27 protein-coding genes are annotated in these 23,184 nt (G+C 72.1%); 6 read left to right on the forward strand and 21 right to left on the reverse strand.

The annotated features are described in order from the left end of the window. Positions 1–28: 28 nt before the first annotated feature. The 7 genes from CHC11_RS22575 to CHC11_RS22605 all read right to left on the reverse strand — a co-directional run bounded on the left by CHC11_RS22575 (position 29) and on the right by CHC11_RS22605 (position 6,293). Positions 29–1,198 (reverse strand): geranylgeranyl reductase family protein, encoded by a 1,170-nt coding sequence (locus CHC11_RS22575; protein WP_089313743.1) that lies wholly within the window; start codon positions 1,196–1,198, stop codon positions 29–31. Further along, positions 1,198–1,833 (reverse strand): dienelactone hydrolase family protein, encoded by a 636-nt coding sequence (locus tag CHC11_RS22580; RefSeq protein ID WP_089313744.1) that lies wholly within the window; start codon positions 1,831–1,833, stop codon positions 1,198–1,200. Before CHC11_RS22580 ends, CHC11_RS22575 begins: the two co-directional genes overlap by 1 nt. Continuing rightward, positions 1,830–2,249, reverse strand: a complete 420-nt coding sequence (locus CHC11_RS22585; RefSeq protein WP_089313745.1) for a CBS domain-containing protein — start codon at positions 2,247–2,249, stop codon at positions 1,830–1,832. The genes CHC11_RS22580 and CHC11_RS22585 overlap by 4 nt, the downstream gene beginning before the upstream one ends. A 49-nt stretch (positions 2,250–2,298) precedes the next feature. Next, positions 2,299–3,207, reverse strand: a complete 909-nt coding sequence (locus tag CHC11_RS22590) for a PAC2 family protein (RefSeq protein WP_089313853.1) — start codon at positions 3,205–3,207, stop codon at positions 2,299–2,301. 275 nt (positions 3,208–3,482) lie between these two features. Then, a complete protein-coding gene (gene cbbX, locus CHC11_RS22595) occupies positions 3,483–4,433 on the reverse strand; it encodes a CbbX protein (RefSeq protein ID WP_245919596.1) in 951 nt (316 codons plus the stop codon). Further along, a complete protein-coding gene (locus CHC11_RS22600; RefSeq protein WP_089313747.1) occupies positions 4,430–4,858 on the reverse strand; it encodes a ribulose bisphosphate carboxylase small subunit in 429 nt (142 codons plus the stop codon). The genes cbbX and CHC11_RS22600 overlap by 4 nt, the downstream gene beginning before the upstream one ends. A 1-nt stretch (position 4,859) precedes the next feature. Continuing rightward, positions 4,860–6,293: a form I ribulose bisphosphate carboxylase large subunit gene (locus tag CHC11_RS22605; protein WP_089313748.1), complete on the reverse strand. Its 1,434-nt coding sequence runs from the start codon at positions 6,291–6,293 to the stop codon at positions 4,860–4,862. Positions 6,294–6,503: 210 nt separating this feature from the next. On the opposite strand from CHC11_RS22605, the gene CHC11_RS22610 reads away from it, so the two are divergent. Then, entirely contained in the window at positions 6,504–7,430 is a 927-nt protein-coding gene (locus CHC11_RS22610; protein ID WP_089313749.1) for a LysR substrate-binding domain-containing protein, read from the forward strand. Here the strand turns inward: CHC11_RS22610 and CHC11_RS41525 are convergent. Further along, on the reverse strand, positions 7,387–7,563 hold the full coding sequence (locus tag CHC11_RS41525; RefSeq protein WP_179278949.1) for a hypothetical protein: 177 nt from the start codon (positions 7,561–7,563) through the stop codon (positions 7,387–7,389). The two genes, CHC11_RS22610 and CHC11_RS41525, sit on opposite strands and share 44 nt — an antisense overlap. A 141-nt stretch (positions 7,564–7,704) precedes the next feature. Here CHC11_RS41525 and CHC11_RS22615 point away from each other — a divergent pair, with 141 nt between their 5' ends. Further along, positions 7,705–8,883, forward strand: a complete 1,179-nt coding sequence (locus CHC11_RS22615; RefSeq protein WP_089313854.1) for a saccharopine dehydrogenase family protein — start codon at positions 7,705–7,707, stop codon at positions 8,881–8,883. A gap of 60 nt (positions 8,884–8,943) precedes the next feature. Here the strand turns inward: CHC11_RS22615 and CHC11_RS22620 are convergent, their stop codons facing one another. Then, entirely contained in the window at positions 8,944–10,089 is a 1,146-nt protein-coding gene (locus tag CHC11_RS22620) for a GAF domain-containing sensor histidine kinase (protein ID WP_245919598.1), read from the reverse strand. Beyond that, positions 10,086–10,742 carry a response regulator gene (locus tag CHC11_RS22625; protein ID WP_089313750.1) on the reverse strand — a complete coding sequence of 219 codons (657 nt, stop codon included), beginning with the start codon at positions 10,740–10,742 and terminating at the stop codon, positions 10,086–10,088. The genes CHC11_RS22620 and CHC11_RS22625 overlap by 4 nt, the downstream gene beginning before the upstream one ends. A 180-nt stretch (positions 10,743–10,922) precedes the next feature. On the opposite strand from CHC11_RS22625, the gene CHC11_RS22630 reads away from it, so the two are divergent. Next, positions 10,923–11,873, forward strand: a complete 951-nt coding sequence (locus CHC11_RS22630) for a phosphoribulokinase (protein ID WP_089313751.1) — start codon at positions 10,923–10,925, stop codon at positions 11,871–11,873. 269 nt (positions 11,874–12,142) lie between these two features. On the opposite strand, the gene CHC11_RS22635 is transcribed toward CHC11_RS22630, so the two are convergent. The 6 genes from CHC11_RS22635 to CHC11_RS22660 all read right to left on the reverse strand — a co-directional run bounded on the left by CHC11_RS22635 (position 12,143) and on the right by CHC11_RS22660 (position 15,619). Further along, the gene (locus CHC11_RS22635; protein ID WP_089313752.1) at positions 12,143–13,201 is read right to left on the reverse strand and encodes a potassium channel family protein; all 1,059 of its coding nucleotides are present in this window, start codon (positions 13,199–13,201) and stop codon (positions 12,143–12,145) included. 108 nt (positions 13,202–13,309) lie between these two features. Beyond that, a complete protein-coding gene (locus CHC11_RS22640; protein WP_089313753.1) occupies positions 13,310–13,660 on the reverse strand; it encodes a hypothetical protein in 351 nt (116 codons plus the stop codon). Between the two features lie 81 nt (positions 13,661–13,741). Beyond that, entirely contained in the window at positions 13,742–14,209 is a 468-nt protein-coding gene (locus CHC11_RS22645) for a peroxiredoxin (protein ID WP_089313754.1), read from the reverse strand. Positions 14,210–14,229: 20 nt separating this feature from the next. Further along, positions 14,230–14,658 (reverse strand): DUF3052 domain-containing protein, encoded by a 429-nt coding sequence (locus CHC11_RS22650; RefSeq protein ID WP_089313755.1) that lies wholly within the window; start codon positions 14,656–14,658, stop codon positions 14,230–14,232. A 282-nt stretch (positions 14,659–14,940) separates the two neighbouring features. Beyond that, positions 14,941–15,348, reverse strand: coding sequence for a YjbQ family protein (locus CHC11_RS22655; RefSeq protein WP_089313756.1), 408 nt, complete (start codon positions 15,346–15,348; stop codon positions 14,941–14,943). A gap of 73 nt (positions 15,349–15,421) precedes the next feature. Continuing rightward, positions 15,422–15,619 carry a DUF1918 domain-containing protein gene (locus tag CHC11_RS22660; protein WP_089313757.1) on the reverse strand — a complete coding sequence of 66 codons (198 nt, stop codon included), beginning with the start codon at positions 15,617–15,619 and terminating at the stop codon, positions 15,422–15,424. A gap of 320 nt (positions 15,620–15,939) precedes the next feature. On the opposite strand from CHC11_RS22660, the gene aceE reads away from it, so the two are divergent. Further along, positions 15,940–18,729, forward strand: a complete 2,790-nt coding sequence (aceE, locus tag CHC11_RS22665) for a pyruvate dehydrogenase (acetyl-transferring), homodimeric type (protein ID WP_089313758.1) — start codon at positions 15,940–15,942, stop codon at positions 18,727–18,729. A gap of 275 nt (positions 18,730–19,004) precedes the next feature. Here the strand turns inward: aceE and CHC11_RS22670 are convergent, their stop codons facing one another. After that, entirely contained in the window at positions 19,005–19,379 is a 375-nt protein-coding gene (locus CHC11_RS22670) for a VOC family protein (protein WP_089313759.1), read from the reverse strand. After that, complete coding sequence (locus CHC11_RS22675) at positions 19,376–19,852, reverse strand: ATP-binding protein (protein WP_143227201.1); 477 nt, start codon at positions 19,850–19,852, stop codon at positions 19,376–19,378. The genes CHC11_RS22670 and CHC11_RS22675 overlap by 4 nt, the downstream gene beginning before the upstream one ends. Before the next feature lie 234 nt (positions 19,853–20,086). Here CHC11_RS22675 and CHC11_RS22680 point away from each other — a divergent pair, with 234 nt between their 5' ends. Both CHC11_RS22680 and CHC11_RS22685 read left to right on the forward strand, forming a co-directional pair. Then, the gene (locus CHC11_RS22680; protein ID WP_089313761.1) at positions 20,087–20,941 is read left to right on the forward strand and encodes a helix-turn-helix domain-containing protein; all 855 of its coding nucleotides are present in this window, start codon (positions 20,087–20,089) and stop codon (positions 20,939–20,941) included. After that, positions 20,938–21,144 carry a DUF397 domain-containing protein gene (locus tag CHC11_RS22685; protein ID WP_089313762.1) on the forward strand — a complete coding sequence of 69 codons (207 nt, stop codon included), beginning with the start codon at positions 20,938–20,940 and terminating at the stop codon, positions 21,142–21,144. Before CHC11_RS22680 ends, CHC11_RS22685 begins: the two co-directional genes overlap by 4 nt. A 112-nt stretch (positions 21,145–21,256) precedes the next feature. Here CHC11_RS22685 and CHC11_RS22690 read toward each other — a convergent pair whose 3' ends face one another. From CHC11_RS22690 to CHC11_RS22700, 3 genes are all read right to left on the reverse strand, one after another. Beyond that, a complete protein-coding gene (locus CHC11_RS22690; protein WP_089313763.1) occupies positions 21,257–21,649 on the reverse strand; it encodes a hypothetical protein in 393 nt (130 codons plus the stop codon). Between the two features lie 70 nt (positions 21,650–21,719). Then, the gene (locus CHC11_RS22695) at positions 21,720–22,367 is read right to left on the reverse strand and encodes a response regulator (protein ID WP_089313764.1); all 648 of its coding nucleotides are present in this window, start codon (positions 22,365–22,367) and stop codon (positions 21,720–21,722) included. Next, complete coding sequence (locus CHC11_RS22700) at positions 22,364–23,179, reverse strand: sensor histidine kinase (RefSeq protein ID WP_218826199.1); 816 nt, start codon at positions 23,177–23,179, stop codon at positions 22,364–22,366. The genes CHC11_RS22695 and CHC11_RS22700 overlap by 4 nt, the downstream gene beginning before the upstream one ends. Positions 23,180–23,184: the final 5 nt, after the last annotated feature.

Raw genomic sequence — 23,184 nt, forward strand, 5'->3', positions numbered from 1 at the left:
CGGACAGTGCTTGTTCGTGGCCGCATGGTCAGGATGCCGGGGTGAGACGGGTGAGCGCGGCGGCGAGCCGGTCGGACGCGGTGGGCGAGGCCGGCGGGGGCAGCCCGTCGAGGAGCCGGAGCACGAACCGCATCAGGGCCGGGTGGGCAAGGCCGTGGCGGGTCGCGAGGCGCATGGCGCGGGGGTCGTCGAGGGCGCGGGTGAGGGCGCGGCCGAGGGTGAAGGGGCGGCCGTTGGCGCGCCTGACCGCGTCCGGGTACGTCCGCAGGACGCGTTCGGGGAACGGGGAGCGGGACGCCAGCGTGATCACCTCGGCGGCGAGGCGGCCCGCCTCCAGCGCGTAGCCGATCCCCTCCCCACTGGACGGGTTGACCATGCCGCCGGAGTCCCCGGCCAGGAGGACGCCCGGCAGGTAGTGGGGCCGGCGGCCGAACCCCATCGGCAGGGCCGCGCCGCGGAGCGGGCCGACGGCGTTGTGCTCGGTGAAGCCCCATGAGGCCGGCAGCGAGGCGAGCCAGCGGGAGCACAGGCGGTGGTAGTCGGGGTGCTCGGTGCGCAGCAGAGCCACGCCGACGTTGCAGGTGCCGTCGCCCATGCCGAAGACCCACCCGTACCCGGCGGGCGCCAGATCGAGCCAGATTTCGAGGTACTCGTCGTCGTGGCGGGGGCTGCGGAAGTAGCGGCGGCCCGCGATGCCGAGGGGGCGGTTCCGGGCCGGACGCAGCCCGAGCGCGACCGACAGGCGGGACGAGGCCCCGTCCGCGGCGACGACCAGGCGCGCTTCGTGGGTCCCGCCGGACGTCCGGACGCCGCTGACCCGCCCGTTCGCCGTCAGCGGCGCGGTGACCCTGGTGTCCTCCCGCAGGGTCGCGCCGGCGCGGACGGCCTGGCGGGCGAGGATCTCGTCGAGGTCGGCCCGCGTCCGGGTGAGGCCCGGGCCGTCCGGCCAGGGGAGCTCCACGCGGTGGTCGGCGCCGATGAGGCGGACGCCCTTGTTCGGGAACCAGCCGGGGCCGGTGAGGTCGACGCCGAGGGCCTTCAGCTCCTGGACGGCCCGGGGCGTCAGCCCGTCCCCGCAGACCTTCTCGCGCGGGAAGGATGCCTTCTCCAGCATCAGGACGTCCAGGCCGGAGCGGGCGAGGTGGTTCGCGGCCGCCGAGCCCGCGGGGCCCGCGCCCACCACGATGACGTCGTGCATCACAGGTGCCGGTCGAACCAGTCGGCGGCCTGCGCGGTGACCTCTTCCAGCGCGCCGGGCTCCTCGAACAGGTGGCCCGCGCCGGAGAGCACGTGCACCTCGGACGCGGCGAGGCTCCGGTGCGCCCGCTCGTTCAGCTCCAGCACCTCGGTGTCGCGCCCGCCGACGATCAGCAGGACGGGGGCCCGCACCCGGGCGAGGGACGGGCCCGCCAGGTCCGGACGCCCGCCGCGCGAGACGACCGCGGCGATCCGGGGGCGGGCGGCGGCGGCGCCGAGCGCGGCGGCCGCGCCGGTGCTCGCCCCGAACAGGCCGATGGGCAGACCCGCCGTGTGCGGGGCGGATTCGAGCCCTTCGGTGAGGCCGTCGATCGCGCCGACGAGGCGGCGCGTGAGCAATTCGATGTCGAAGCGGAGGGCCGCGGTGGCCCGGTCGGCCTCCTCCTCGGCGCCGGTGAGCAGGTCGATGAGGAGCGTCCCGATCCCGGCGGCGTTCAGGCCGTCGGCGACCGCGCGGTTGCGGGGGCTGTGCCGTGAGCTGCCGCTGCCGTGCGCGAAAAGGACGACGCCCCGCGCGCCGTCCGGTATATCCAGGTCGCCCGCCAGCTCGGCGTCCGGCAGCCTCAACGTGATCATGTGTTGGGCGGCTCCGCGCTGATGTCGGCGAGGGCCGAGCGCTCGTCGCGCTGGACGGCGAGGTCGCCGATGGACACCATGCCGATCGGGCGGTCGCCGTCCACGACCGGGAGCCGGCGGACGGTGTGCGCCCGCATCAGCCGCACGGCCTCCCCGGCGTCCGCGCCCGGCGCGATCGTGATCAGGTTGGTACTGCAGATGTCGGCGACGGTCGTGCGGGACATGTCCCTGTGCTCGGCCACGGCGCGGACGACGATGTCGCGGTCGGTGACCAGGCCGCGCAGCCGCCCCTCGTGGACCACCAGGACGTCGCCGATGCCGTGCCGGCGCATGAGGTCCCCGACCTCGACCAGGTTCGTGTCCGGGGACACCGCCACGGGCGCGGGCGTCATCACTTCGTTCACCTTCTGGCCCATGCGAGACCTCCCTCGGGGGCTCGCGTACCCAGCGGCGGACGGGATATGTCTACCCGGGCGAGTCGGGGCCCTCCTGCTCGGCGAGGAACCGCTCGAACTGCGCGCCGAGCTCGTCGGCGGTCGGCATGTCCTGCGACTCGGCGAGGAGGTTGTCGCGCTCGGCGGCGCCCGCGAACGCGTCGTACTGCTGCTCCAGGGCCCGCACGACCTTCTCGACCTCGTCGTTGCCGTCCACCTGCTCGGCGATGTCGGCGTCGGTGGCGGCGGCCGCCTCCCGCAGCCGGTCGACCGGCAGCACCAGCCCCGTCGCGGAGATGACGGCCTCCATCGCGGCGACCGCCGCGGCCGGATAGGCCGACTGCGCCAGGTAGTGCGGGACGTGCACCGCGAACCCGACGGCGTCGTGGCCGCCCTCGCCGAGCCGCAGCTCCAGCAGCCCCGCGGCGCTGCCCGGCACCTGCACCTTGTCGAACCAGGAGTTGCGGGTGATCAGCTCGGGCCGGGTCGCGTGCGAGGTGGTGCCGACCGGGCGGGTGTGCGGGACGCCCATCGGGATGCCGTGGAAACCGACGACCAGCCCGACGCCGAGCCGCTCCACCAGATGCAGCACGGACGCGGTGAAGCCCTCCCACAGCCGGTCCGGCTCCGGGCCGGACAGCATCAGGAACGGGCTGCCGGCCTCGTCGTGCAGCAACCGGACGACCAGCTCGGGCGCCTCGTAGGTGGCCCAGTGGTCGCGGTCGAACGTCATCGGCGGGCGGCGCGCCCGGTAGTCGATCAGGGAGTCGACGTCGAAGCGGGCGATGACCCGGTGCTCCAGCGCCTCCAGGAGATGCTCCCGCACGAGCTGCCCGGTGGTCCCCGCGTCCACGAAGCCGTCCAGGCTGTGCAGCATCACCGGACCCGTCATCTCCGGCAGGTCGGAGTCGAGCTCGTACAGATCCTCTGGGTTAAGCAACTTCTCCCCCACCTCTACTGTCCTCAACCCAAGAGTATCTGTGCCTATTGCAGTGCTCTCCTCCTTCGGGCCCCCAGGGCCCGAAGGAGGAGAGCACTGCGGGCGATCGCTGCATCGCTCCGGCTCGCCTTGCGGCTCGCTTCGCGATCAGTTTCTTGCTTCGCTCGAAACCGCCTTCGGACGCGATCGCGACCACAAGGTCGTCGCGTGGTTGCTGCGGGGGCTGAGGTTGTCCCGGGCGACGGCTCAGGTGGGGGTGGCCGTCGTGTCGGGGGCTACTTGAAGACTCGGCTGGTCAGGAAGTCTTCGGGGGTCAGGGTCGTCAGGGCCTCGCGGTCCACCTCGGCCGGGTGGGCCAGGAGGCGGTTGGCGTGGCGCAGGCGGGCGCGTTCTATCGCGTTGCGGACGGAGCGGGCGTTGGCGAAGCGGGGCTGGGCGCGGCGGCGGGTCAGGTAGTCGCGGAAGACCGGCTCGGTCTCGGGGGCGAGGGTGTAGCCCTCCCGGTCCATCATCAGGCGGCCGATGGCCTCCAGCTCGCCGGGATCGTAGTCGGGGAAGTCGATGTGGTGGGCGATGCGGGAGCTCATGCCGGGGTTGGACGCGAAGAAGGAGTCCATGCGGTCCTTGTAGCCGGCGAGGACGACCACCAGGTCGTCGCGCTGGTTCTCCATGACCTGGAGGAGGATCTCGATGGCCTCCTGCCCGTAGTCGCGCTCGTTCTCGGCCCGGTACAGGTAGTACGCCTCGTCGATGAACAGGACGCCGCCCATGGCGCGCTTCAGGACCTCCTTGGTCTTGGGCGCGGTGTGGCCGACGTACTGGCCCACGAGGTCGTCGCGGGTGACGGAGACCAGGTGGCCGCGGCGGACGTAGCCGAGGCGGTGCAGGAGCTCGGCGAGCCGGACGGCCACGGACGTCTTGCCCGTCCCGGGGCTGCCGGTGAAGCACATGTGCAGGTTGGGACGTCCAGACTCGATGCCGAACCGGGCCCGGACGCGGTCGACGAGCAGCAGCGCGGCGATCTCCCGGATGCGGGTCTTCACCGGGGCGAGGCCGACGAGTTCGGCGTCCAGGGCGGAAAGGACGGTGTCGACCTGGGAGTCGGCGCGTTCCTTGGCGAGGTCGACGCGGGCGTCGGCGGGGAGCGGCTCCCCTGTCGTGGGCTCTGGAGCGTCCACCACCGGGGAGCCGTTCTGCCGCATCCCGAAGCCGGGGCGTTCGCTCAACGGTCCGCCCCGTAACGATCCCCCTCGGGACGGTCGAGGGCATAGGGGTGCATCGTGTAGCGGACGCGCCGGTCGGCGGACTCCGTGCGGTCGAGCCGGAAGCCGGGCTCCTCCGCCGGGCGCTGGACGATGAACGACAGCGCCGTCGTCTGCCGCCCGTAGCGGGCGTCGTAGGCGTTCAGCCGGACGTAGTGGCCCGGGTAGGCCTTGCGGCACTCGTTGACCTCGTACAGGACGCCGGCCGGGTCGGTGAGGTCGAACATCGGCAGGCCCCACATCTCCCAGTAGGAGTTGCGCGGGTGGGGGTCGTCGGTGAACTCGACCGAGCAGGGCCAGCCCTTGTCCAGGGCGTAGGCGATCTGCTTGGCGATGTCCTCGTCGGTGAGGTCGGGGAGGTGGGAGAAGGTGCCTTGGGTGATCCGCATGTCACACGCTCACGGGGGTCGGGGCGGCGTCGGGGGTGTCGGTGGACTCGTAGGTGAAGGTGATGTCGCCCCAGGTGGACAGGGCGACGTCCAGCTCGCGGCTGTGCTTGGCGGCGCCGCGCAGGATGTCGGGGCCCTCGGCGAGGTAGTCGCGGCCCTCGTTGCGCGCCTTGATCATCGCCTCCAGCGCGACGCGGTTGGCGGCGGCGCCGGCGGCGATGCCCATCGGGTGGCCGATCGTCCCGCCGCCGAACTGCAGGATCGAGTCCTCGCCCAGGTAGTGCAGGAGCTGGTGCATCTGCCCGGCGTGGATGCCGCCGGACGCGACGGGCATCGTGCCCGGCATCGACGCCCATTCCTGGTCGAAGTACAGGCCCTTCACCGGGTCGGCCTCCACGCGGTCGAGGCGCAGGGTGTCGTAGTAGCCGCGGACGCTGTTCGGGTCGCCTTCGAGCTTGCCGACGACCGTCCCGGCGTGGATGTGGTCGACGCCGGCGAGACGCATCCACTTGGCGATGACGCGGAAGTTCACGCCGTGGGTCTTCTGCCGCGTGTACGTGGAGTGGCCCGCGCGGTGCAGGTGCAGGATGACGCCGTTCCTGCGCGCCCAGTTGGCCATCGACTGGATCGCCGTGTAGCCGATGGTGAGGTCGATCATCACGATGACGCTGCCGAGCTCCTTGGCGAACTCGGCGCGCTCGTACATGTCCTCCATCGTCGCGGCGGTGACGTTGAGGTAGTGGCCCTTGACCTCGCCCGTCGCGGCCTGCGCCCGGTTCACGCCCTCCATGCAGTACAGGAAGCGGTCGCGCCAGCGCATGAACGGCTGGGAGTTGATGTTCTCATCGTCCTTGGTGAAGTCCAGGCCGCCGCGGAGGGCCTCGTAGACGACGCGCCCGTAGTTGCGGGCCGACAGGCCGAGCTTCGGCTTGACGGTCGCGCCCAGCAGGGGGCGGCCGAACTTGCCGAGGTACTCGCGTTCCATGACGATGCCGTGCGCCGGGCCCTGGAACGTCTTCACGTAGTGGGTCGGGATCCGCATGTCCTCCAGGCGCAGGGCCTTCAGCGCCTTGAACCCGAAGACGTTCCCGATGATGGAGGACGTCAGGTTCGCGATCGAGCCCTCCTCGAACAGGTCGAGGTCGTAGGCGATGTAGGCGATGAACTGGTTGTCCTGCCCGGGGACGGGCTCCACCTTGTAGCACTTGCCCTGGTAGTTCTCGTAGGAGGTGAGCCGGTCGGTCCACACGACCGTCCAGGTCGCGGTGGACGACTCGCCCGCGACGGCCGCGCCCGCCTCCTCCGGCGGCACGCCCTGCTGGGGCGTGATGCGGAAGGCGGCGAGGATGTCGCTGTCCTTCGGCTCGTAGTCCGGACGCCAGTAGCCCATCTCCGCGTAGGGGATCACGCCCGCCGACCATCTGCCCGCGCTCATCGCCGCTCTCCTTCAGCCGAAGCCTGGATGTGGCGGGACGCGGCGCGCCGCCCCCGGTGGAGGACGGCATGTCCCAGGGGATCGGGGTGGAGCGCCGCGTCCCGCCACGTGGAACCGTGACGCGTCCGAGAATCGCCTCCCGACACTTGCCATGTCCATCAAGTGTTCTACGGTGACCGTCAAGCATTCGCTTGAACGAGGAGGCGGGACGTGACGGAGGCGCGGCTGCGGGCGCTCGTCGCGCTCGCCGACACCGGGTCCGTGCGGGCGGCGGCCCGGCGCCTGTACGTGACCGAGTCGGCGGTGTCGGCGGCGGTCGCGGCGCTGACCCGGGAGCTCGGCGTCCCGCTCGTCCGGCGGGAGGGGCGCGGCGTTCGGCTGACCGGCGCCGGCGCGGTCTACGCCAGGTACGCGCGGCAGGTGCTCGGGCTGCTGGAGGAGGGGCGTGCGGCGGCGCGCGGCGCGGCCGATCCGGGGCGCGGGCCGCTGCGGCTGGCGGCGGTGACGACGGCCGCCGACCAGATCCTCCCCGAGCTGCTGGCCTCGTTCCGGGCGCGCTGGCCGGACGTGGAACTCGCCCTGGAGGTGGGGCCGCGCCGCCAGGTGTGGAGCAGCCTGGCCGCGCACGAGGCCGACCTCGTGCTGGCGGGCCGCCCGCCCGCCGGCGTCGCGGCGACCGTGCTGGCCAGGCGGCCGAACGAGCTGGTCGTCGTGGGCGCGCCCGATCTCGCGGCCGGGTTCGCCCTGGCCCGCACGCCGTGGGTGATGCGCGAGCCCGGGTCGGGGACGCGGGCGAGCGCGGACGCCTATCTGGCCGAGCGGGAGGCGGCGCCGCCGCGGCTCGTGCTCGGCTCCAACGGCGCGGTGATCGCGGGCGCGGCGGCGGGGCTCGGCGTGGCGCTGGTCTCGCGGGACGCCGTCGGCGCGGAGCTGGACGCCGGGCGGCTCGTGGTGGTCGACGCGCCGGGGATGCCCCTGGACCGGCCGTGGCACGCGGTCGCGGGCGCGGCACCGACCGCGACGACGCTGCTGTTCGTCCGGCACCTGCTGGAGGCGCCCGGCTGGCGGCCCGCCACGGCGGGTTCCATGGCGGCTACGGCAGGCTCCACAGCGACACCGACAGCAGGCCCAGGCTGACGGCGATCAGGATCATCGCGACCGACCGGCCGCCCTCGCCGGACGGGGCGGCGCTCCGGCGCGCCAGCAGGACCACGAAGCTCACGAGGAAGCCCGCGGCGACGACGTCCATCGCCACGGCGAGCCCGGTCACACCCTCACCATCCGCATCATCGGAGCAACCCTAGAGGAGTGCGGGTCCCTCGCGAGTGCGGTCCCTCACATCGGCCGGCCGGCGCGCATGAACGGCACCGAACGCGACAGAATCGTGTTCGGAACCGTGAAAGGGGCCTCCATGACCGCCGACCGCCCGTACGACGTCATCCTGTTCGGCGCCACCGGCTTCACCGGCGCCCTCACCGCCGAGTACCTCGCCCGGCACGCCGGTCCCGGCACGCGCTGGGCGCTGGCGGGGCGCAACCAGGCGAAGCTGGCGGCCGTGCGCGACCGGCTGGCGGAGCTGGACCCGGCGTGCGCCGAGCTGCCGCTGCTGCACGCCGACACCACCGACGCGGCGTCGATCGAGGCGATCGCGGAGTCGGCGCGGGTCGTCATCACGACGGTCGGCCCCTACGTCAAGTACGGCGAGCCCCTGGTGGCGGCGTGCGCGCGCACGGGCACGGACTACGTCGACCTCACCGGCGAGCCCACGTTCGTGGACCGGATGTACGTGAAGTACCACGACGCCGCCGTGCGCAGCGGGGCCCGGATCGTGCACGCCTGCGGGTTCGACTCGATCCCGCAGGACCTCGGCGCCTACGTCACGGTCAAGCAGCTCCCCGAGGGCGTCCCCCTGCACGTCGAAGGGTTCCTGCGGGTGCGCGGGGACGCTTCCGGCGGCACCCTGCACTCGGCCGTCGGCATCTTCGGCGACGCCGCCGGCATGCTGCGCGCCGAGCGCGAGCGCCGCAAGGTGGAGGACCGTCCCGCCGAACGCACCGTGCGGATCTCGCGGCGCCCGGCGCCGAAGGCCCGCGTCGGGGGCGGCTGGACGCTCCCCTTGCCCACCATCGACCCGCAGATCGTGGTCCGGTCGGCCGCGGCCCTCGGCCGGTACGGGCCCGACTTCTCCTACGGCTCCTACATCGCGGTCAAGCGGCTCGCCACCGCCGCGGGGATGGCGGCGGGCTCCGGCGCCCTGCTGGCCCTCGCCGCTCTCCCCCCGACCCGCAGCCTCCTGCTGCGGCTCCGGGCGCCCGGCGACGGGCCGTCCGAGGAGCGGCGGGCCCGCAACTGGTTCAGCGTGAAGTTCGTCGGGGAGGGCGGCGGCCGGCGCGTCGTGACCGAGGTCGCGGGCGGCGATCCCGGGTACACCGAGACGGCGAAGATGCTCGCCGAGTCGGCGCTGTGCCTCGCCCACGACGATCTGCCCGCGACGTCCGGGCAGGTCACGACGGCCGCCGCGATGGGCGACGCGCTGATCGACCGGCTCGTCAAGGCCGGGATCTCCTTCCGGGTCCTCGACGCGGGCTGAGCGCCGGTCAGAGCGCCTTCCCGCGCGGTTCAGCACGCCGTCCGGGTAGGGTCCGCAGGTTCAGCGGCGGCGGCCGGGGATGGGGATGACGGCCTCGACGGTCGTGCCGACGCCGGGCCGGCTCGTCACCGCGACCCGCCCGCCGAGCAGCTCGGCGCGCTCCCGCATGCCGCGCAGCCCGTAGGAGTCGGGGCGGCGGCCACGGCCGCCCCGCGCGAGGACGTCCCGCATCGAGAAGCCGGACCCGTCGTCGGCCACCTTCAGCCGGACCCGGTCGGTGGAGTGCTCCAGGAGCAGGTCGACGCGGTTCGCCGACGCGTGCCGGAGGCTGTTGCCGACCGCCTCCTGCGCGATCCGGTACAGCGCGGTCTGCACGTGGTCGGGCAGCTCTTCCTCCAGCTCCCCCTCGACGGTCACCGTCACGTCGAGCGCGCCGGGCGCGCCGGAACCGTCCCCGGCCTCCCGGGCCAGGGTGGCGAGCGCCGCCGACAGGCCGAGATCGTCCAGGACGGGCGGGCGCAGCCCCCCGATGGCCGCGCGGGTCTCGGCGGCGGCCAGCTCGCACAGCCGCCGCGCCATCATGATCTGCGCCAGCCCCTCGGGATGGTGCTCGGGCAGCGCCCGCTCGGCCGCCGACAGGTGGAAGCCGAGGCTGGCGAGCCGCTGGGCGATGCCGTCGTGGATCTCCCGGCTCAGCCGCGACCGCTCCGCCTCCTGCGCCTCGACGGCCCGCTCGGCGAACCGCTCGGCCGCGTGCTCGCGCTCGCGCGCCGTCCGCAGCCGGCGGCACGACGACAGCACCGGCGCGAACAGCCCGGCGAGCGCGGTGACGAGCGCGACGTCGTCGGGCGGGCACGGCCCGGCGGACCGGACGTCCACGACGGCGATCACGATCCCGTCGCCGTGCACGGGGATCGCGGCGCCGCGCCCGTCCGGGTGCGGGCGGGCGCGGCCGTGCGCCGCGACCCGGCCGACCTCGCCCTCCCCCAGCGGAACGGGTGCGCCCCGCCACTCCAGCACGCGCTCCTCGTCGTCCAGGACGTACACGTCGCAGAACGTCAGCGCCCCCGCGGACCGCACGACCAGCTCGGCCAGCTTCTCGGCCATCCGCGGCAGCTCGCGGTCCGAGAAGGCCACGCCCGCGACGCGCACCAGCAGGTCGCTCCCGCGCCCGGCGAGCAGTTCGAGCGGCCGCACGCCGGTCACCGGAACAGCCCCTCGCGGAGCGCGACGGCGATCGCCGCCGACCGGTCGGCCACCTCCAGCTTGCGGTACAGGGCCCGCAGGTGGCTCTTGACCGTCTCCTCGCTGAGCACGAGCCGCGCGGCGATCGCCTTGTTCGACAGGCCGCCCACCAGCAGCGACAGCACCTCGCTCTCGCGCTGGGTGAGGCCGCGGTTGGCGCCCGGCCAGAACTCGCCGCGGGTGAGCCGCGCCGCGGTCACCGCCATCCGCCCGGCGAGCGTCGGGTCGACGACCGTCTCGCCCTGCGCCACCTCCTCCAGCCGCCGGACCAGCTCCGGGCCGTCGACCCGCTTGAGCAGGTAGCCGCCCGCCCCCGCGCGCAGCGCCTCGAAGACGTACTGCTCGTCGTCGTAGACCGACAGGAACACCACCCGGGACTCCGGGACGCTCCCGGTGATCAGGCGGCACAGGTCGAGGCCGCTCTCGGGACCGAGCCGCACGTCCAGCAGGACGACGTCGGGGCGCAGCGCGGTGACCAGCCGGGCCGCCTCGTCCCCCGTCCCCGCCTGCCCGACGACGCGCACCCGGCCGGAGAACCCGGCCAGCATCGCGGTCAGCCCGGCGAGGATCATCTCGTGGTCGTCGACCAGGACGACGCGTACGGGGACACCCATCCCGGCACGATAACAACCGGAAGCTACTCACCAGTAGCCCCCACCGGGACGGGCTTTCCCGCGGTTCACCCCCGCTCTCCCCTGATTGGGGGACGAGCCGCCGCACGGACCGGCCTACGCTGCACAGCGAAAACCCAATTCCGCAGGACGGAGGAGTCAGTGCCCCATCGGATCGTGCATATGCTCCGGGCGCGCGGGTCGGGCCGCCGCCCCGTCATGCTCGCCATCGCGGGGGACAGCGCGGCGGGCAAGACCACCCTGACCAGGGGGCTTGTGCGGTGCCTGGGGGCGGACCGGATGACGGCGGTCTGCGTGGACGACTACCACCGCTACGACCGCGCCGAGCGGGCCGGGAAGCCGTTCACGGCGCTGCACCCCGACTGCAACCACATCGACATCATGGAGCAGCACCTCCAGCTGCTGTCCATGGGCGAGCCGATCCTGAAACCGGTCTACGACCACGCGACCGGCGAGCTCGTCCGGCCGGAACTGGTCGAGCCCCGCGACTTCGTGATCGTCGAGGGGCTGCTCCCGCTGCACACCCGGCTGGCGCGGGCCTGCTTCGACATCACCGTCTACCTCGACCCGCCCGAGCCGCTGCGCCACTCCTGGAAGGTCCGGCGCGACTGCGACAAGCGCGGCTACAGCCCCGAGCAGGTGATGGCGGAGCTCACCCGCCGCGAGCCCGAGAGCGCCGCCTACATCCGCCCGCAGCGCAAGCACGCCGACATCGTCGTCCGGTTCGCGCCCGTCGCCGGCCGCCTCGACCCGCCCGGCACCCCGCTGTCGGCCGAGCTGCTGCTGCGCCCCACCATCGACCACCCCGAGCTCGCCGACGTCCTGGAGAACGGCCCCGGCGACACCGAGACCGCCATGCACCTGCGCCTCCACCGCGACACCGACGGCCGCCCCGTGGACGCGCTGCACGTCCACGGATACGTCTCGCCCGAGGAGTCGCGGGTCGTCAAGAAGGCCATCTGGGAGCGACTCGGCCCCCGCGCCGGTACCGCCCTGCCCGATCCGGACGCCCTCGGCCGCATCGGCGACACCGGCTCCAGCGACCCGCTCGCCATCACCCAGCTGCTGCTGCTCTACCACCTGCTCGACGCCGACCAGCGCCAAGCAGCATGAGCGAAGCGAACCGGGGGGTGTGGGGGTCGCCCCTCCACAAAGAACACCCCTGAGCGAAGCGAACCGGGGGGTGTGGGGGGTCGCCCTCCACAAAGAACACCCATGAGCGAAACGGACCGCGGGGGGTGGGGGGACGCTTCCACGAGGAGCACGTGTGATGACTCCGCGGCGTGCGGGGAGGCCCCGGGGCCTGGACCTGTGCCCCGGGCCGCGCGTCCGCGGTCGCCGGGAGGGCGCCCTCAGCGGGCGCGAGGGGCGCCCTCCCGGCCCTACAGCTCGTGCCAGGGGATCTCGGGGCGGTGGGTGGCGACGACCGCCAGCGACTGGCCGCCGCGGATCCTCTCGCCGGGGGCGGGCGCCAGGCGGAAGCGGGCGTCCGGGCGGTGCGAGTCGCCCACCGCGAGGAGCGTGCTCCCCCGGCGGAGCAGGGAGATCGCCACGTCGAGGCGGGGCCACTCGCCGGCGTCCTCGGGGACGTCCACGCGGTAGAGGGTGCCGTCGCTGTCGAGCGTGCTGGCCAGGTTGTGGTAGATCGCGGCGATGCCGGGGTTGCGGATCGCGACCGCGGTCACCGCGGGATCGTCGATGTCGACCGGCTCGATGTTCTCGCCGACCAGCCGGAGGGCCTCGGTGATCTCGGCCCGCCGCCCGCCGTCGCGCACCCCCGCCAGCAGGTGGACGGCCGGGTCTCCGTTGCGCCGCAGGTAGGCCTCGATGGTCAGCATCACCCGCACCGTCTCGTCGTCGCTGCGGCCGACCACCAGGACCGTCCGCGCCTGCTCCAGACACGCCCGCTCGAAGGCGGTCGCGTCGAACGCGACGACGTCGTACAGCTCCGGGTCGGGGTTCTCCCCCGCCAGCTCACCGGGCCAGAAGACGGTCACGACCGGCGTCTTCGCGAACTGCGGGTCGGCGCGCAGCTGCCGGATGATGGCGACCAGCCCGTCCCGCTCGTAGCCGACGATCACGATGTGCCGCCGCCGGTGCAGCCGCGCCTGGCCGTTGGCCCTCATCATGCGTCCCTTCCCCATCCAGAGCGTCAGCTCGGCGAACATCACCAGCCCCGCGGTGAGCCCGGCGATCATGATGAGCACACCGCCGATCCGGCCGCCGACCGTGGCCGGGGACAGATCGCCGTAGCCGGTGGTCGTGCCGCTGACCAGGAAGTACCAGATGTACTCGTGCGGCTTCTTGATGTCGGCGCCCGGTTCCTCGAACACCGCGATGAGCAGCCAGCCCGCGACGAAGGCGGTGAGGAGGACGAGCGCGGGCGCGCGCCACGTCCGCCCGGTGATCCGGTGCACCAGGCGCATCAGCACGATCGGCATCCGCGAAGCGTGGCACTGGGCAAAATGCCGCGTCAAGCCCGATATGCCCGGTGAAGGGCCAGGTCAGATCCGCCGTCCGGGGACGGCGCTCCCGTGGCGGCGGGCCCCTCAGGCGGCGGGACCCCGTTTCAGGACGCGCGACAGCGCCGCAGCGACCTCCTCGGAGAGGCCGCCGTCGGCGGGCGGCTGGGCGCCCGAGTGCACGAGATCGGCCGGGCCCGGCTCGTCCCGGACGGCGTCGCGGGTGTGGCCGCAGTCGCGGCACTCCACCTCGCCGAGCCGGCACACCAGCGCGGCCGAACCGCACTCCGAGCAGTGGTCCAGGGCGTCCGCCCAGTCGTGGACGGCCTGGCACCGGGGGCAGATCAGGACCTGGTGGTCCGCCCGGACCCCGCGCTTCCACGGGCTCGCGCCGCGCACGGGGTCGGTCTGCCGCGCCCCGCAGCGGAAGCAGGGCATCACACCTCCAAGGGTGCGGGGGCCGGTTCCGGCCACCCGGACCGGATGGCCGTGAGGTGTGCCGGAACCGGTCCGTTTCGCTCAGAGTCCGGCGAGCGCCTTGCGGTACTCGTCGATGTCGCGTGCGTCCGGGATCGCGTTCACGACCTTCCAGCGGACCACGCCCTCGGTGTCGATGATGAAGGTGCCGCGCAGTGCCACGCCCTTGGCCTCGTCGAACACGCCGTAGCGCTGCGCCGTCCCGCCGTGCGGCCAGAAGTCGGCCAGCAGTGGGAAGCGGAAGCCCTCCTGGTCGGACCAGGCCCGCAGCGTGAACATCGAGTCGACCGAGACCGCGAGCACCTGCACGTCCGCGCCGGCCCCGGCGACGAGGCCGGACAGCTCGTCGCGCAGCGCGCACAGCTCGCCGGTGCAGACGCCGCTGAACGCCAGCGGGTAGAACACCAGCAGGACGTTCCTGCCGCCGCGGAAGTCCGACAGTCTCACCGGGGCGCCGTGCTGGTCCTTCAGCTCGAAGTCCGGCGCGGCGTCGCCTACGTTGACCGACAAAAGCGTCTCCAGCCCCGGCGCTACTTGTGGCCCTTGGGCGCGACAAGCCGCGTGCCGGACCACTCCCTGGCGGCGCTGACGCTGCTGGTCTGCGACAGGCCGGCGGTCTGCGCGGCCTCGCCGATGTCGCTCGGCTCGACGTGCCCGTCGCGGCCCGCCTTCGGCGTCAGCAGCCAGATGTTGCCGCCGCCGGCGAGCGGGATCATGGCGTCGGTCAAGCCCTCGAACAGGTCACCGTCCTCCTCGCGCCACCACAGCAGCACGATGTCGACCACGTCTTCGTAGTCCTCGTCGACCAGCTCGTTCCCCGTGAGCTCCTCGACGGAGCGGCGGAGCTCCTCGTCGACGTCCTCGTCGTAGCCGATCTCCTGCACCACCTGGCCCGCCTTCAGGCCGAGCCGTTCGGCCAGGCTGCGCTCAGACTGCGCCTGACCCGCGGTCGCGCTCACGAAAGTCCTCCTATTGTCGTCAGTCCGCACGGTCCGTGCCCGTATGGCTCTCGGCCCCCCGGGACGGGAGGCCCGTCCGCACCTGTGCGGTGTTTGCGGGACAGTCCACACAAGTGTGGGCCCCTTGCGCAAGTGTCTTCCCGGCTTTTGGTGGCCCCATTGGCCCGATTACGAAGATCCCCGTCACAGGACGCCAACCCATCGTCACCCTCAGGCGGTTCTCGCTGCTCATTCCCGCCCCCTGAAGGGAGACGGCCTCCGGCATCCCCCGGTCCACGCTACTCAACCTTTGAGAAAGGACAACCGGACCTGCCTGTCAGGGTTGTCAACGTTGAGGTCGACCAGGGCCACCGACTGCCAGGTCCCCAGTGCGAGCCGCCCGCCCGTGACCGGGAGGGTCGCGAACGGCGGCACCAGCGCGGGCATGACGTGCGAGCGCCCGTGCCCGGGCGACCCGTGCGCGTGTCGCCAGCGGTCGTCCGCCGGCAGCAGGTCCCCCAGTGCCGCGAGCAGGTCGTCGTCGCTCCCGGAGCCCAGTTCGATGACGGCCACGCCGGCGGTGGCGTGCGGGACGAAGACGTGCAGCAGCCCGTCGCCGCCCGCCGACGCGGCGAAACGCTCGCATTCCGCCGTGATGTCGTGCACGGCCTCGCCGGTACCGGTTGCCACCCGGACCACGGTGCTCTCCATGATCCCGTGTGTACCCCGTCCGCGGCCCCGGACGCATCCGCGCCCGGTCGGATCCGCGGCCGGCGCCGCACGGCTAGCGGGACGCCTTCGCGCGCGGCTCGACGACCGCGTCCGGCCCCGGGTAGACCAGCCCCTCGTGGCCGTCGTCGAAGCGGACCAGGAAGGGCGGGCCGCCGTCCGGGCCCCGCACCTCGACGATCTCGCCGGTCCGGTCGGGCTGCCCCACCACGTTGCCGTGGACGTGCAGCCGGTCTCCGATCCTTCCGTTCATCCTTCCACCCCCAAGCTCGCTCGCCCGCCGCCGGGGACGGACCGCGCCGGGCATGTGAGCACTCGTTCGCTCCCCGCCTCATACGTTCCCCGTACTCCGCCGGAGGGAATCTCCCAGCCGAGTGAAAAAGGGCGGTTCCACCGGGTCGGTTCCCCTCCTGACCGGGGAGGATGGTTACTGGTTGGTAGAGATGCGTTAGCCGTGATAACCGGCGACGATGGATCACGAACCATGGCGACGAACAGTCTGCCGGGACCGGCGGCCTCCCGCGCGGCGGCCCAGGTCTGACCAGCAAAGACGGTAAGGACAGAGGGGACCCCGTGGCTTCCGGACGTCAACGCTTTTCGATCATCAGCGACGGGCTGCCGAGCCAGCTGCCCGACATCAACCCGGACGAGACCCGGGAGTGGCTGGAGTCGCTGGACACGGTCATCAAGACCGAGGGCCGCGGCAGGGCGCGCTACGTGATGCTGCGGCTCCTGGAAAGGGCGCGAGAGCTGCAGGTCGGGGTACCCGGCCTGCGCAGCACCGACTTCATCAACACGATCCCGCCGGAGTCCGAGCCCTGGTTCCCCGGCGACGAGCACGTGGAGCGGCGCATCCGCGCCTACATCCGCTGGAACGCCGCGATCATGGTGTCGCGGGCGAACCGCCCCGAGCTCGGCGTCGGCGGCCACATCGCCACCTACGCCTCCGCCGCCTCGCTCTACGAGGTGGGGTTCAACCACTTCTTCCGCGGCAAGGACCACGGCGAGTCCGGCGACCAGGTGTTCCTCCAGGGCCACGCGGCGCCCGGCATCTACGCGCGCGCCTTCCTCGAAGGACGGCTGCCCGAGGAGAAGCTCGACGGGTTCCGCCAGGAGCACTCCCACCCCGGCGGCGGCCTGTCGTCCTACCCGCACCCGCGGCTCATGCCGGACTTCTGGGAGTTCCCCACGGTGTCCATGGGCCTGACCGCGATCGACTCGGTGTACCAGGCCCGGTTCAACCGGTACCTGTACAACCGCAAGATCAAGGACACGTCCCGCTCGCACGTGTGGGCGTTCCTCGGCGACGGCGAGATGGGCGAGCCGGAGTCGCTCGGCGCGATCGGCCTCGCCGCCCGCGAGGAGCTCGACAACCTCACCTTCGTCGTCAACTGCAACCTGCAGCAGCTCGACGGCCCGGTGCGCGGCAACGGGAAGATCATCCAGGAGCTGGAGTCGTTCTTCCGCGGCGCCGGCTGGAACGTCATCAAGGTCATCTGGGGCCGCGACTGGGACCCGCTGCTCGCGCAGGACGTCGACGGCGTCCTGGTCAACCAGATGAACACCACGCCCGACGGCCAGTTCCAGACGTTCTCCGTCGAGTCCGGCGAGTACATCCGGGAGAAGTTCTTCGGCGACGACCCGCGGCTGCGCAAGATCGTCCAGCACCTGTCGGACGACGACCTGCGCAAGCTGTCGCGCGGCGGGCACGACTACCGCAAGGTGTACGCGGCGTTCAAGTCGGCCCGCGAGCACGTCGGGCAGCCGACAGTGATCCTCGCGCACACCATCAAGGGCTGGACGCTCGGCTCGGACTTCGAGGCCCGCAACGCCACCCACCAGATGAAGAAGCTCACCAAGGCCGAGCTGAAGGAGTTCCGGGACCGCCTCTACCTGGACATCCCCGACTCGGCGCTGGAGGCGCCGCTGCCGCCCTACTACCACCCGGGCGAGGACTCCGAAGAGATCCAGTACATGCGCGAGCGGCGCGCCGCCCTCGGCGGTTTCCTGCCGAAGCGGGTCGTGCGCGCCAAGACGCTCAAACTGCCCGGCGACCCCGTCTACAGCGAGCTGAAGAAGGGGTCCGGCAAGCAGAACATCGCGACGACCATGGCGTTCGTCCGGCTGCTCAAGGACCTGATCAAGGACGAGAACATCGGCGCCCGGTTCGTCCCGATCGCCCCGGACGAGTACCGCACGTTCGGCATGGACTCGCTGTTCCCCACGTCCAAGATCTACTCGCCGCACGGGCAGACCTACGACGCCGTGGACCGCAAGCTGCTGCTGTCGTACAAGGAGGCCGAAAGCGGCCAGATGCTCCACGAGGGCATCAGCGAGGCGGGCTCGATGGCGTCCACCATCGCGGCGGCCACCGCCTACGCCACGCACGGCGAGCACATGATCCCGGTCTACATCTTCTACTCGATGTTCGGGTTCCAGCGGACCGGCGACCAGATGTGGGCGCTCGGCGACCAGATGGGCCGCGGGTTCCTGCTCGGCGCCACCGCCGGCCGCACCACGCTCACCGGTGAGGGCCTCCAGCACGCCGACGGCCACTCCCCGCTGCTCGCGGCGTCCAACCCCGCGTGCGTCCACTACGACCCGACGTGGGCCTTCGAGCTGGCCCACATCGTCAAGAACGCGCTGCGCCGCATGTACGGGTCGTCCGAGGAGCACCCGAACGGCGAGGACGTCTTCTACTACCTCACCGTCTACAACGAGCCGTACCAGCAGCCCGCCGAGCCCGAGAACCTCGACGTCGATGGGCTCCTCAAGGGCCTGTACCGGCACCGGGCCGCCCCGGAGGTCGCCTCCGGGAACGGCGAGGCCCCGCGGGCGCAGATCCTCGCCTCGGGCGTCGGCGGCCGGTGGGCCCTCGAAGCGCAGCGCCTGCTCGCCGAGGACTGGGGCGTCGCCGCGGACGTGTGGTCGGCCACGTCGTGGAACGAGCTGGCCCGCGAGGCCCGCGAGTGCGACGACTGGAACCTGCTGAACCCCGACGCCGAGCAGCGCGTCCCCTACGTCAGCCGGACGCTCGACAACGTCGCCGGGCCGATCGTCGCGGTGTCGGACTACATGCGCGCCGTGCCCGACCAGATCGCGCCGTGGGTGCACGGGGACTACACCTCGCTCGGCACGGACGGGTTCGGGTTCTCCGACACCCGCGCCGCCGCCCGCCGCTTCTTCAACGTGGACGCCGCGTCGATCGTCCTCGCGGTGCTCACCCGCCTCGCCCGCCACGGCGAGGTCAAGCCGGAGACCCTGACGGAGGCGATCCAGCGCTACCGGCTGGACGCCGCCGTCAGCGACGTCTTCGCGGGCGGCGTCGGCAGCGCCGAGAGCAACACCGGCGGCGACGCGTAGTTTCCCAGGGGGGCGACCCCCTGGAACCCCCGTTGCGAGCCGGGCGATCCTCACGTCACAGTGCGGGTCTCCGTGCCCGTGCGGGTTGCTGTCGTGTCGCTGCGGTCGCCCGGCTCGACGGGTCGTGCGACCTCCAGGCGCTCAGAGCGCCTTCCGGCCGCCCGACCCGCGCTGGTGGCTGAGGTTCGGACGGTGGTGATCGCGGAGGTGCAGGCCGCGATCACACGAGTGAAGGGGCCCCGGGGTTCATCCCGGGGCCCCTTCCTCGTCCGGCGTCAGGCCGCCGGGGGCGTGAAGACGCCGAAGGTGTTGCCCGACGGGTCCTGCAAGTAGGCGAACGTGAGGCCGTTGCTGTTGGTCATGGCGGGCATGGCGACCTTGCCGCCGGACTTCACGGTCTGGTCGCAGACGGCGTCGACGTCCTCCACGAGGACCAGGAACATCGCGTGGTTGCGGGACGCGTCCGGCTCGTGGGAGATGCCGCCGGACGGCGCGTCGGCGTCCGGGTACCTGACCAGGTCGTAGCCGTCACCGTCCGGGTCGATCGCGAACTTCCAGCCGAACATGTCGCCGTAGAAGCGGCGGGCCTCCTCCGGCGCGTCGGTGCCCACCTGGAACCACGTGACGGTGTTGAACGCGGGAACAGTCATTGATCCTCTCCTTCGAACGCTGCTGGCACCAGCGTGGAAGAGTCCCGCGACAGCCCCCTGTCGGAGTTTTCGAACGAGTTCTCGAAGCCGAACTCAACCCACACGACCGTGCGGTCCCCGTCCGCCCGGAACCCCCAGCGCTTCGAGAGAGCTTCGACGATCCTCATCCCGCGCCCGGTCTCGGTGCCGTCTTCCCCCTGGACGTGAGGGCGCCTACCGGCCGCCCCGTCGTCGGCGACCTCCAAGCGGTGAATACCCGCTCCGGCCAGCAGGCTAACCGTCACCCAGCCGCCGTCACCGGAGGCCGTGTGGGTGATGGCGTTGCAGACGGTCTCGCTCCCGACCGTCATCAGATCGTCCAACCCCGGATGCCCCGGGGGCAGCATGTCCCGCAGGAACCGCCGCGCGTTCCGGACCGACCGGTGGACGCCCGGCAGCGTCACCGCGCCGAGCACGACGAGTTCGCCGCTCATCACCCCGCCACCCACGACACTCCGCGCCGGGCCGCGGGGCGCGGCGCCTCCCGCCCTGGCAGGGTCATTCTCGTCTCGGGCGCTCCCATCGTGCGCCTCCCTTCGATTCGGAGTCGCCCGCCACACTCACCGTCCGAAGTCCTCGTGTCACGGGGTCTGAACGTTCTCCGACTGAACGTTCAATCGGCCACCATTCCGTGTACGGATCGCCACACTCGGTGACACCCTTGGAGGATGCCTTCCGGGAACGCTCCCACCGTTCGCCAGCGCCGGATCGGCTCGGCGCTCCGCAAAGCCCGCGACCGCCACAACCTCACCGTCGCCACGGTGGCCCGCCGCTTCGGCCGCTCGCAGGGCTGGATGAGCATGGTCGAGAACGGCCTCCAGGCCATCGCCCCCGACGAACTCGCCGACTTACTCGACTTCTACGAGATCGAGGACGGCCCCCTCCGCGAGTCCCTCCTCCACCTCGCCACCCACAAACCCGGCACATGGGAACGGGCATACGAGGACAGGATCTCGGCCGCCGCACTCGACCTGGCCAGCTTGGAGGAGGATTCCGCCGAGATTCGGACCTTCCAGTCCAATATCGTCCCGGGGCTCCTCCAGAATTCCGAGTACGCCCGAAAGATCATCGCGCTGGGAAACGCCGGAACCCCGCGAAAGATCAAGCAACTGGTCGACTTTCGCATATCCCGCCAGCGGGTACTGAGCCGCCCTGACCCGCCCCGCTACGTGCCGATCATCGCGGAGGCCGTACTTCACAATCAGGTCGGCGGCGATGCCGCCATCATGCTCGCGCAGATTCAGAGGCTGGCTGGAGCCGCTCGGCTTGATCACGTCGAACTTCGCGTACTGCCCAGCACGGCGAGCGAGTACCTCGGGCTCATCACGCCGTTCCATCTCCTCTCGCTGCGCCCACCTGGACGGCTCACTGTGTGCGTGGGCGATCAGCTCACCAAAAGCGTCTTCGTAGAGGACGAGAACGAGGTCGCAGCCCATGAGGAGATCTACGAACGGCTGCTCTCAGCGTCCCTGAGTAGGACCGCTTCGCTGAAGCTCATCCACGAGATAGCGTCACGACCATGAACACCCCCGAATCGACCCGGGCCCACTGGCGCAAGAGCACCCATAGCGGCGCTCACGAGAATGAATGCGTAGAGGTCGCCGCTCTCGACGGCCGCATCGGCATCCGCGACAGCAAGAACCCCACCGCCGGAAACCTCACCCTCACCCGCCGACACTTCACCAGCCTCTTGGCCCAGCTGGCTTCGCAGCCGTCGGGTGGGTGAGGCTGCCCCGGCCTACCTGGCGTCCAGAAGATGCGTTAGGCCGTGCTCGACAGCACCACTGCCATAAGACGATCTCGCGGTTTTCAGAGCGTTGCCGGATCGGGCTGGCCGGTCAGTCCTCCTGCTCGGCGCTCTGGGCGATGCGGACGCCCGCTTCGACGGCCTCCTCCCAGGTCGGGTACTCACCGTCGAAGTCGGTCGGGCCGTCCCGGCTGCCGTCGACGTACATGCCGCCCTGCCACTCGGTCTCTGCGATCTGCTCCTCGAACTCCGCGGGGCGCTGTACCCATTCCAGCGGCCAGACCGGCATCATGACGCGCACCAGCCACCGATTCGCGATCTTGAGGCGGAAGGACCACTCCTCCGCGCCGTCGGCGTCCGGCTCGTGTTCCACATCGGAGACGATGACACCACGCCGCTCCAGCTCGGCCACATAGGCGAGCACGTTGGCCGCCACGTCGGTGTTCACATCGGCCGACGCCATGAAGTCCTCGACTCTCAGCATGATCCTTACGACGTCCGCCCGGCGGCACCCGTTCCAGGCGCGGGAGGTGAAGCTCCGACGGCCGGCCGGGTCATTCGGGGGTGCCGGGGACTACCAGGCCTGACTCGTAGGCGACCACTACCGCCTGGGCTCGGTCGCGTAGGCCCAGCTTGGCGAAGATGCGGGTCACGTGGGTCTTGACCGTCGCCTCGCTGAGGTGGAGGTGGGCGGCCAGTTCGGTGTTGGACAGGCCGCCGCCCACCAGGCGGAGCACTTCTTTCTCGCGGGGGGTCAGGCCGTCCAGGCCCCGGGGCTGCGGGGCGGGGCGGGCGAAACGCTCGACGAGGCGGCGGGTGATGGAGGGGGCGAGCAGGGCGTCCCCGGTCTCGATCAGCCGTACCGACGCCACGAGGTGTTCGGGGGTGACGTCCTTCAGGAGGAACCCGCTCGCGCCCGCGGCGAGCGCCGAGTACACGTACCGGTCGAGGTCGAACGTCGTCAGGATCAGCACCCGGCACGCCGGGTCGTCGGCGAGGACCCGGCGGGTGGCCTCCAGGCCGTCCATCCCGGGCATGCGAATGTCCATCAGCACCACGTCCGGCCGCAGCCGCCGCGCTGCGGCCACCGCCTCCAGCCCGTCGGCGGCCTCACCGACCACCTCGATCCCGGTCCTGCTGAGGATCATCCGGAACCCGCCGCGCACCAGTGTCTGGTCGTCGGCGATCAGCACCCGCGTCACGGCCGCTCCAGGGGGATCCGCGCCCGCACCCGGTAGCCGCCGCCCAACCGCCGCCGCGCGTCGAGGTCGCCGCCGTACACCGCGACCCGTTCGCGCAACCCGGGCAGGCCCCGGCCGGCGCTGCCCTCGGGCGGGGCGGGGCCGGTTCCGGTCAGGACGCTCGGGCCGGTGTTGAGCACTTCAAGGCGCAGGTTCCGCCTCCCGTAGGTCACCGTCACCTCCGCCGTCGCCCCGGCGCTGCCGTGTTTCAGCGCGTTGGTGAGCGCCTCCTGGACGATGCGGTATCCGGTCGCGTCGATCCCGGCGGGCAGCGGACACGGTTCGCCGGTCACACTCACATCGACCGGCAGGCCCGCGAACGCGATCCGGTCGACGAGGGTGCCGAGGTGCGCAAGCGACGGCTGCGGGGCGAACGCCTCGCCGTCGCCGTCCGGGGCGGGCGCGAGCACCCCGAGCAGGTGCCGCAGCTCGGTCATCGCCTCCCGGCCGGTCCGCTCGACGGCCAGCAGCGCGTCCTCGGCCTCCCCGTCGACGCCGTGCCGGGCCGCGCCCGCCTGCACGACCATGACGCTGACGCTGTGGCTGACGATGTCGTGCAGGTCCCGCGCCACCCGGGCCCGCTCCTCTTCGACGGCCCGGCGCGCGGCGCCCTCGCGTTCACGTTCCAGCAGCCAGGTTCTTGCCCCGATCTCGGCGCGGCGCCTGCGCCGCTCCCACAGAGCCCATGTGCACGGAACCGCGGCGAGGAGGGGGACGAGCCACGCGGGCAGCATCCGCCCATCCTGCCGCCAGACCCGGATGGAACGCATCATTCTGG

It is taken from the genome of Actinomadura mexicana (assembly GCF_900188105.1).
Classification (GTDB): domain Bacteria; phylum Actinomycetota; class Actinomycetes; order Streptosporangiales; family Streptosporangiaceae; genus Spirillospora; species Spirillospora mexicana.

Coding starts and splice junctions, on each gene's coding strand:
- CHC11_RS22575 (WP_089313743.1), bottom strand. CDS start 1,198: ATGCACGACGTCATCGTGGTGGGCGCGGGCCCCGCGGGCTCGGCGGCC.
- CHC11_RS22580 (WP_089313744.1), bottom strand. CDS start 1,833: ATGATCACGTTGAGGCTGCCGGACGCCGAGCTGGCGGGCGACCTGGAT.
- CHC11_RS22585 (WP_089313745.1), bottom strand. CDS start 2,249: ATGGGCCAGAAGGTGAACGAAGTGATGACGCCCGCGCCCGTGGCGGTG.
- CHC11_RS22600 (WP_089313747.1), bottom strand. CDS start 4,858: ATGCGGATCACCCAAGGCACCTTCTCCCACCTCCCCGACCTCACCGAC.
- CHC11_RS22605 (WP_089313748.1), bottom strand. CDS start 6,293: ATGAGCGCGGGCAGATGGTCGGCGGGCGTGATCCCCTACGCGGAGATG.
- CHC11_RS22615 (WP_089313854.1), top strand. CDS start 7,705: ATGACCGCCGACCGCCCGTACGACGTCATCCTGTTCGGCGCCACCGGC.
- CHC11_RS22625 (WP_089313750.1), bottom strand. CDS start 10,742: ATGGGTGTCCCCGTACGCGTCGTCCTGGTCGACGACCACGAGATGATC.
- CHC11_RS22630 (WP_089313751.1), top strand. CDS start 10,923: ATGCTCCGGGCGCGCGGGTCGGGCCGCCGCCCCGTCATGCTCGCCATC.
- CHC11_RS22635 (WP_089313752.1), bottom strand. CDS start 13,201: ATGCCGATCGTGCTGATGCGCCTGGTGCACCGGATCACCGGGCGGACG.
- CHC11_RS22640 (WP_089313753.1), bottom strand. CDS start 13,660: ATGCCCTGCTTCCGCTGCGGGGCGCGGCAGACCGACCCCGTGCGCGGC.
- CHC11_RS22655 (WP_089313756.1), bottom strand. CDS start 15,348: ATGGAGAGCACCGTGGTCCGGGTGGCAACCGGTACCGGCGAGGCCGTG.
- CHC11_RS22660 (WP_089313757.1), bottom strand. CDS start 15,619: ATGAACGGAAGGATCGGAGACCGGCTGCACGTCCACGGCAACGTGGTG.
- CHC11_RS22670 (WP_089313759.1), bottom strand. CDS start 19,379: ATGACTGTTCCCGCGTTCAACACCGTCACGTGGTTCCAGGTGGGCACC.
- CHC11_RS22675 (WP_143227201.1), bottom strand. CDS start 19,852: ATGAGCGGCGAACTCGTCGTGCTCGGCGCGGTGACGCTGCCGGGCGTC.
- CHC11_RS22680 (WP_089313761.1), top strand. CDS start 20,087: ATGCCTTCCGGGAACGCTCCCACCGTTCGCCAGCGCCGGATCGGCTCG.
- CHC11_RS22685 (WP_089313762.1), top strand. CDS start 20,938: ATGAACACCCCCGAATCGACCCGGGCCCACTGGCGCAAGAGCACCCAT.
- CHC11_RS22690 (WP_089313763.1), bottom strand. CDS start 21,649: ATGCTGAGAGTCGAGGACTTCATGGCGTCGGCCGATGTGAACACCGAC.
- CHC11_RS22700 (WP_218826199.1), bottom strand. CDS start 23,179: ATGATGCGTTCCATCCGGGTCTGGCGGCAGGATGGGCGGATGCTGCCC.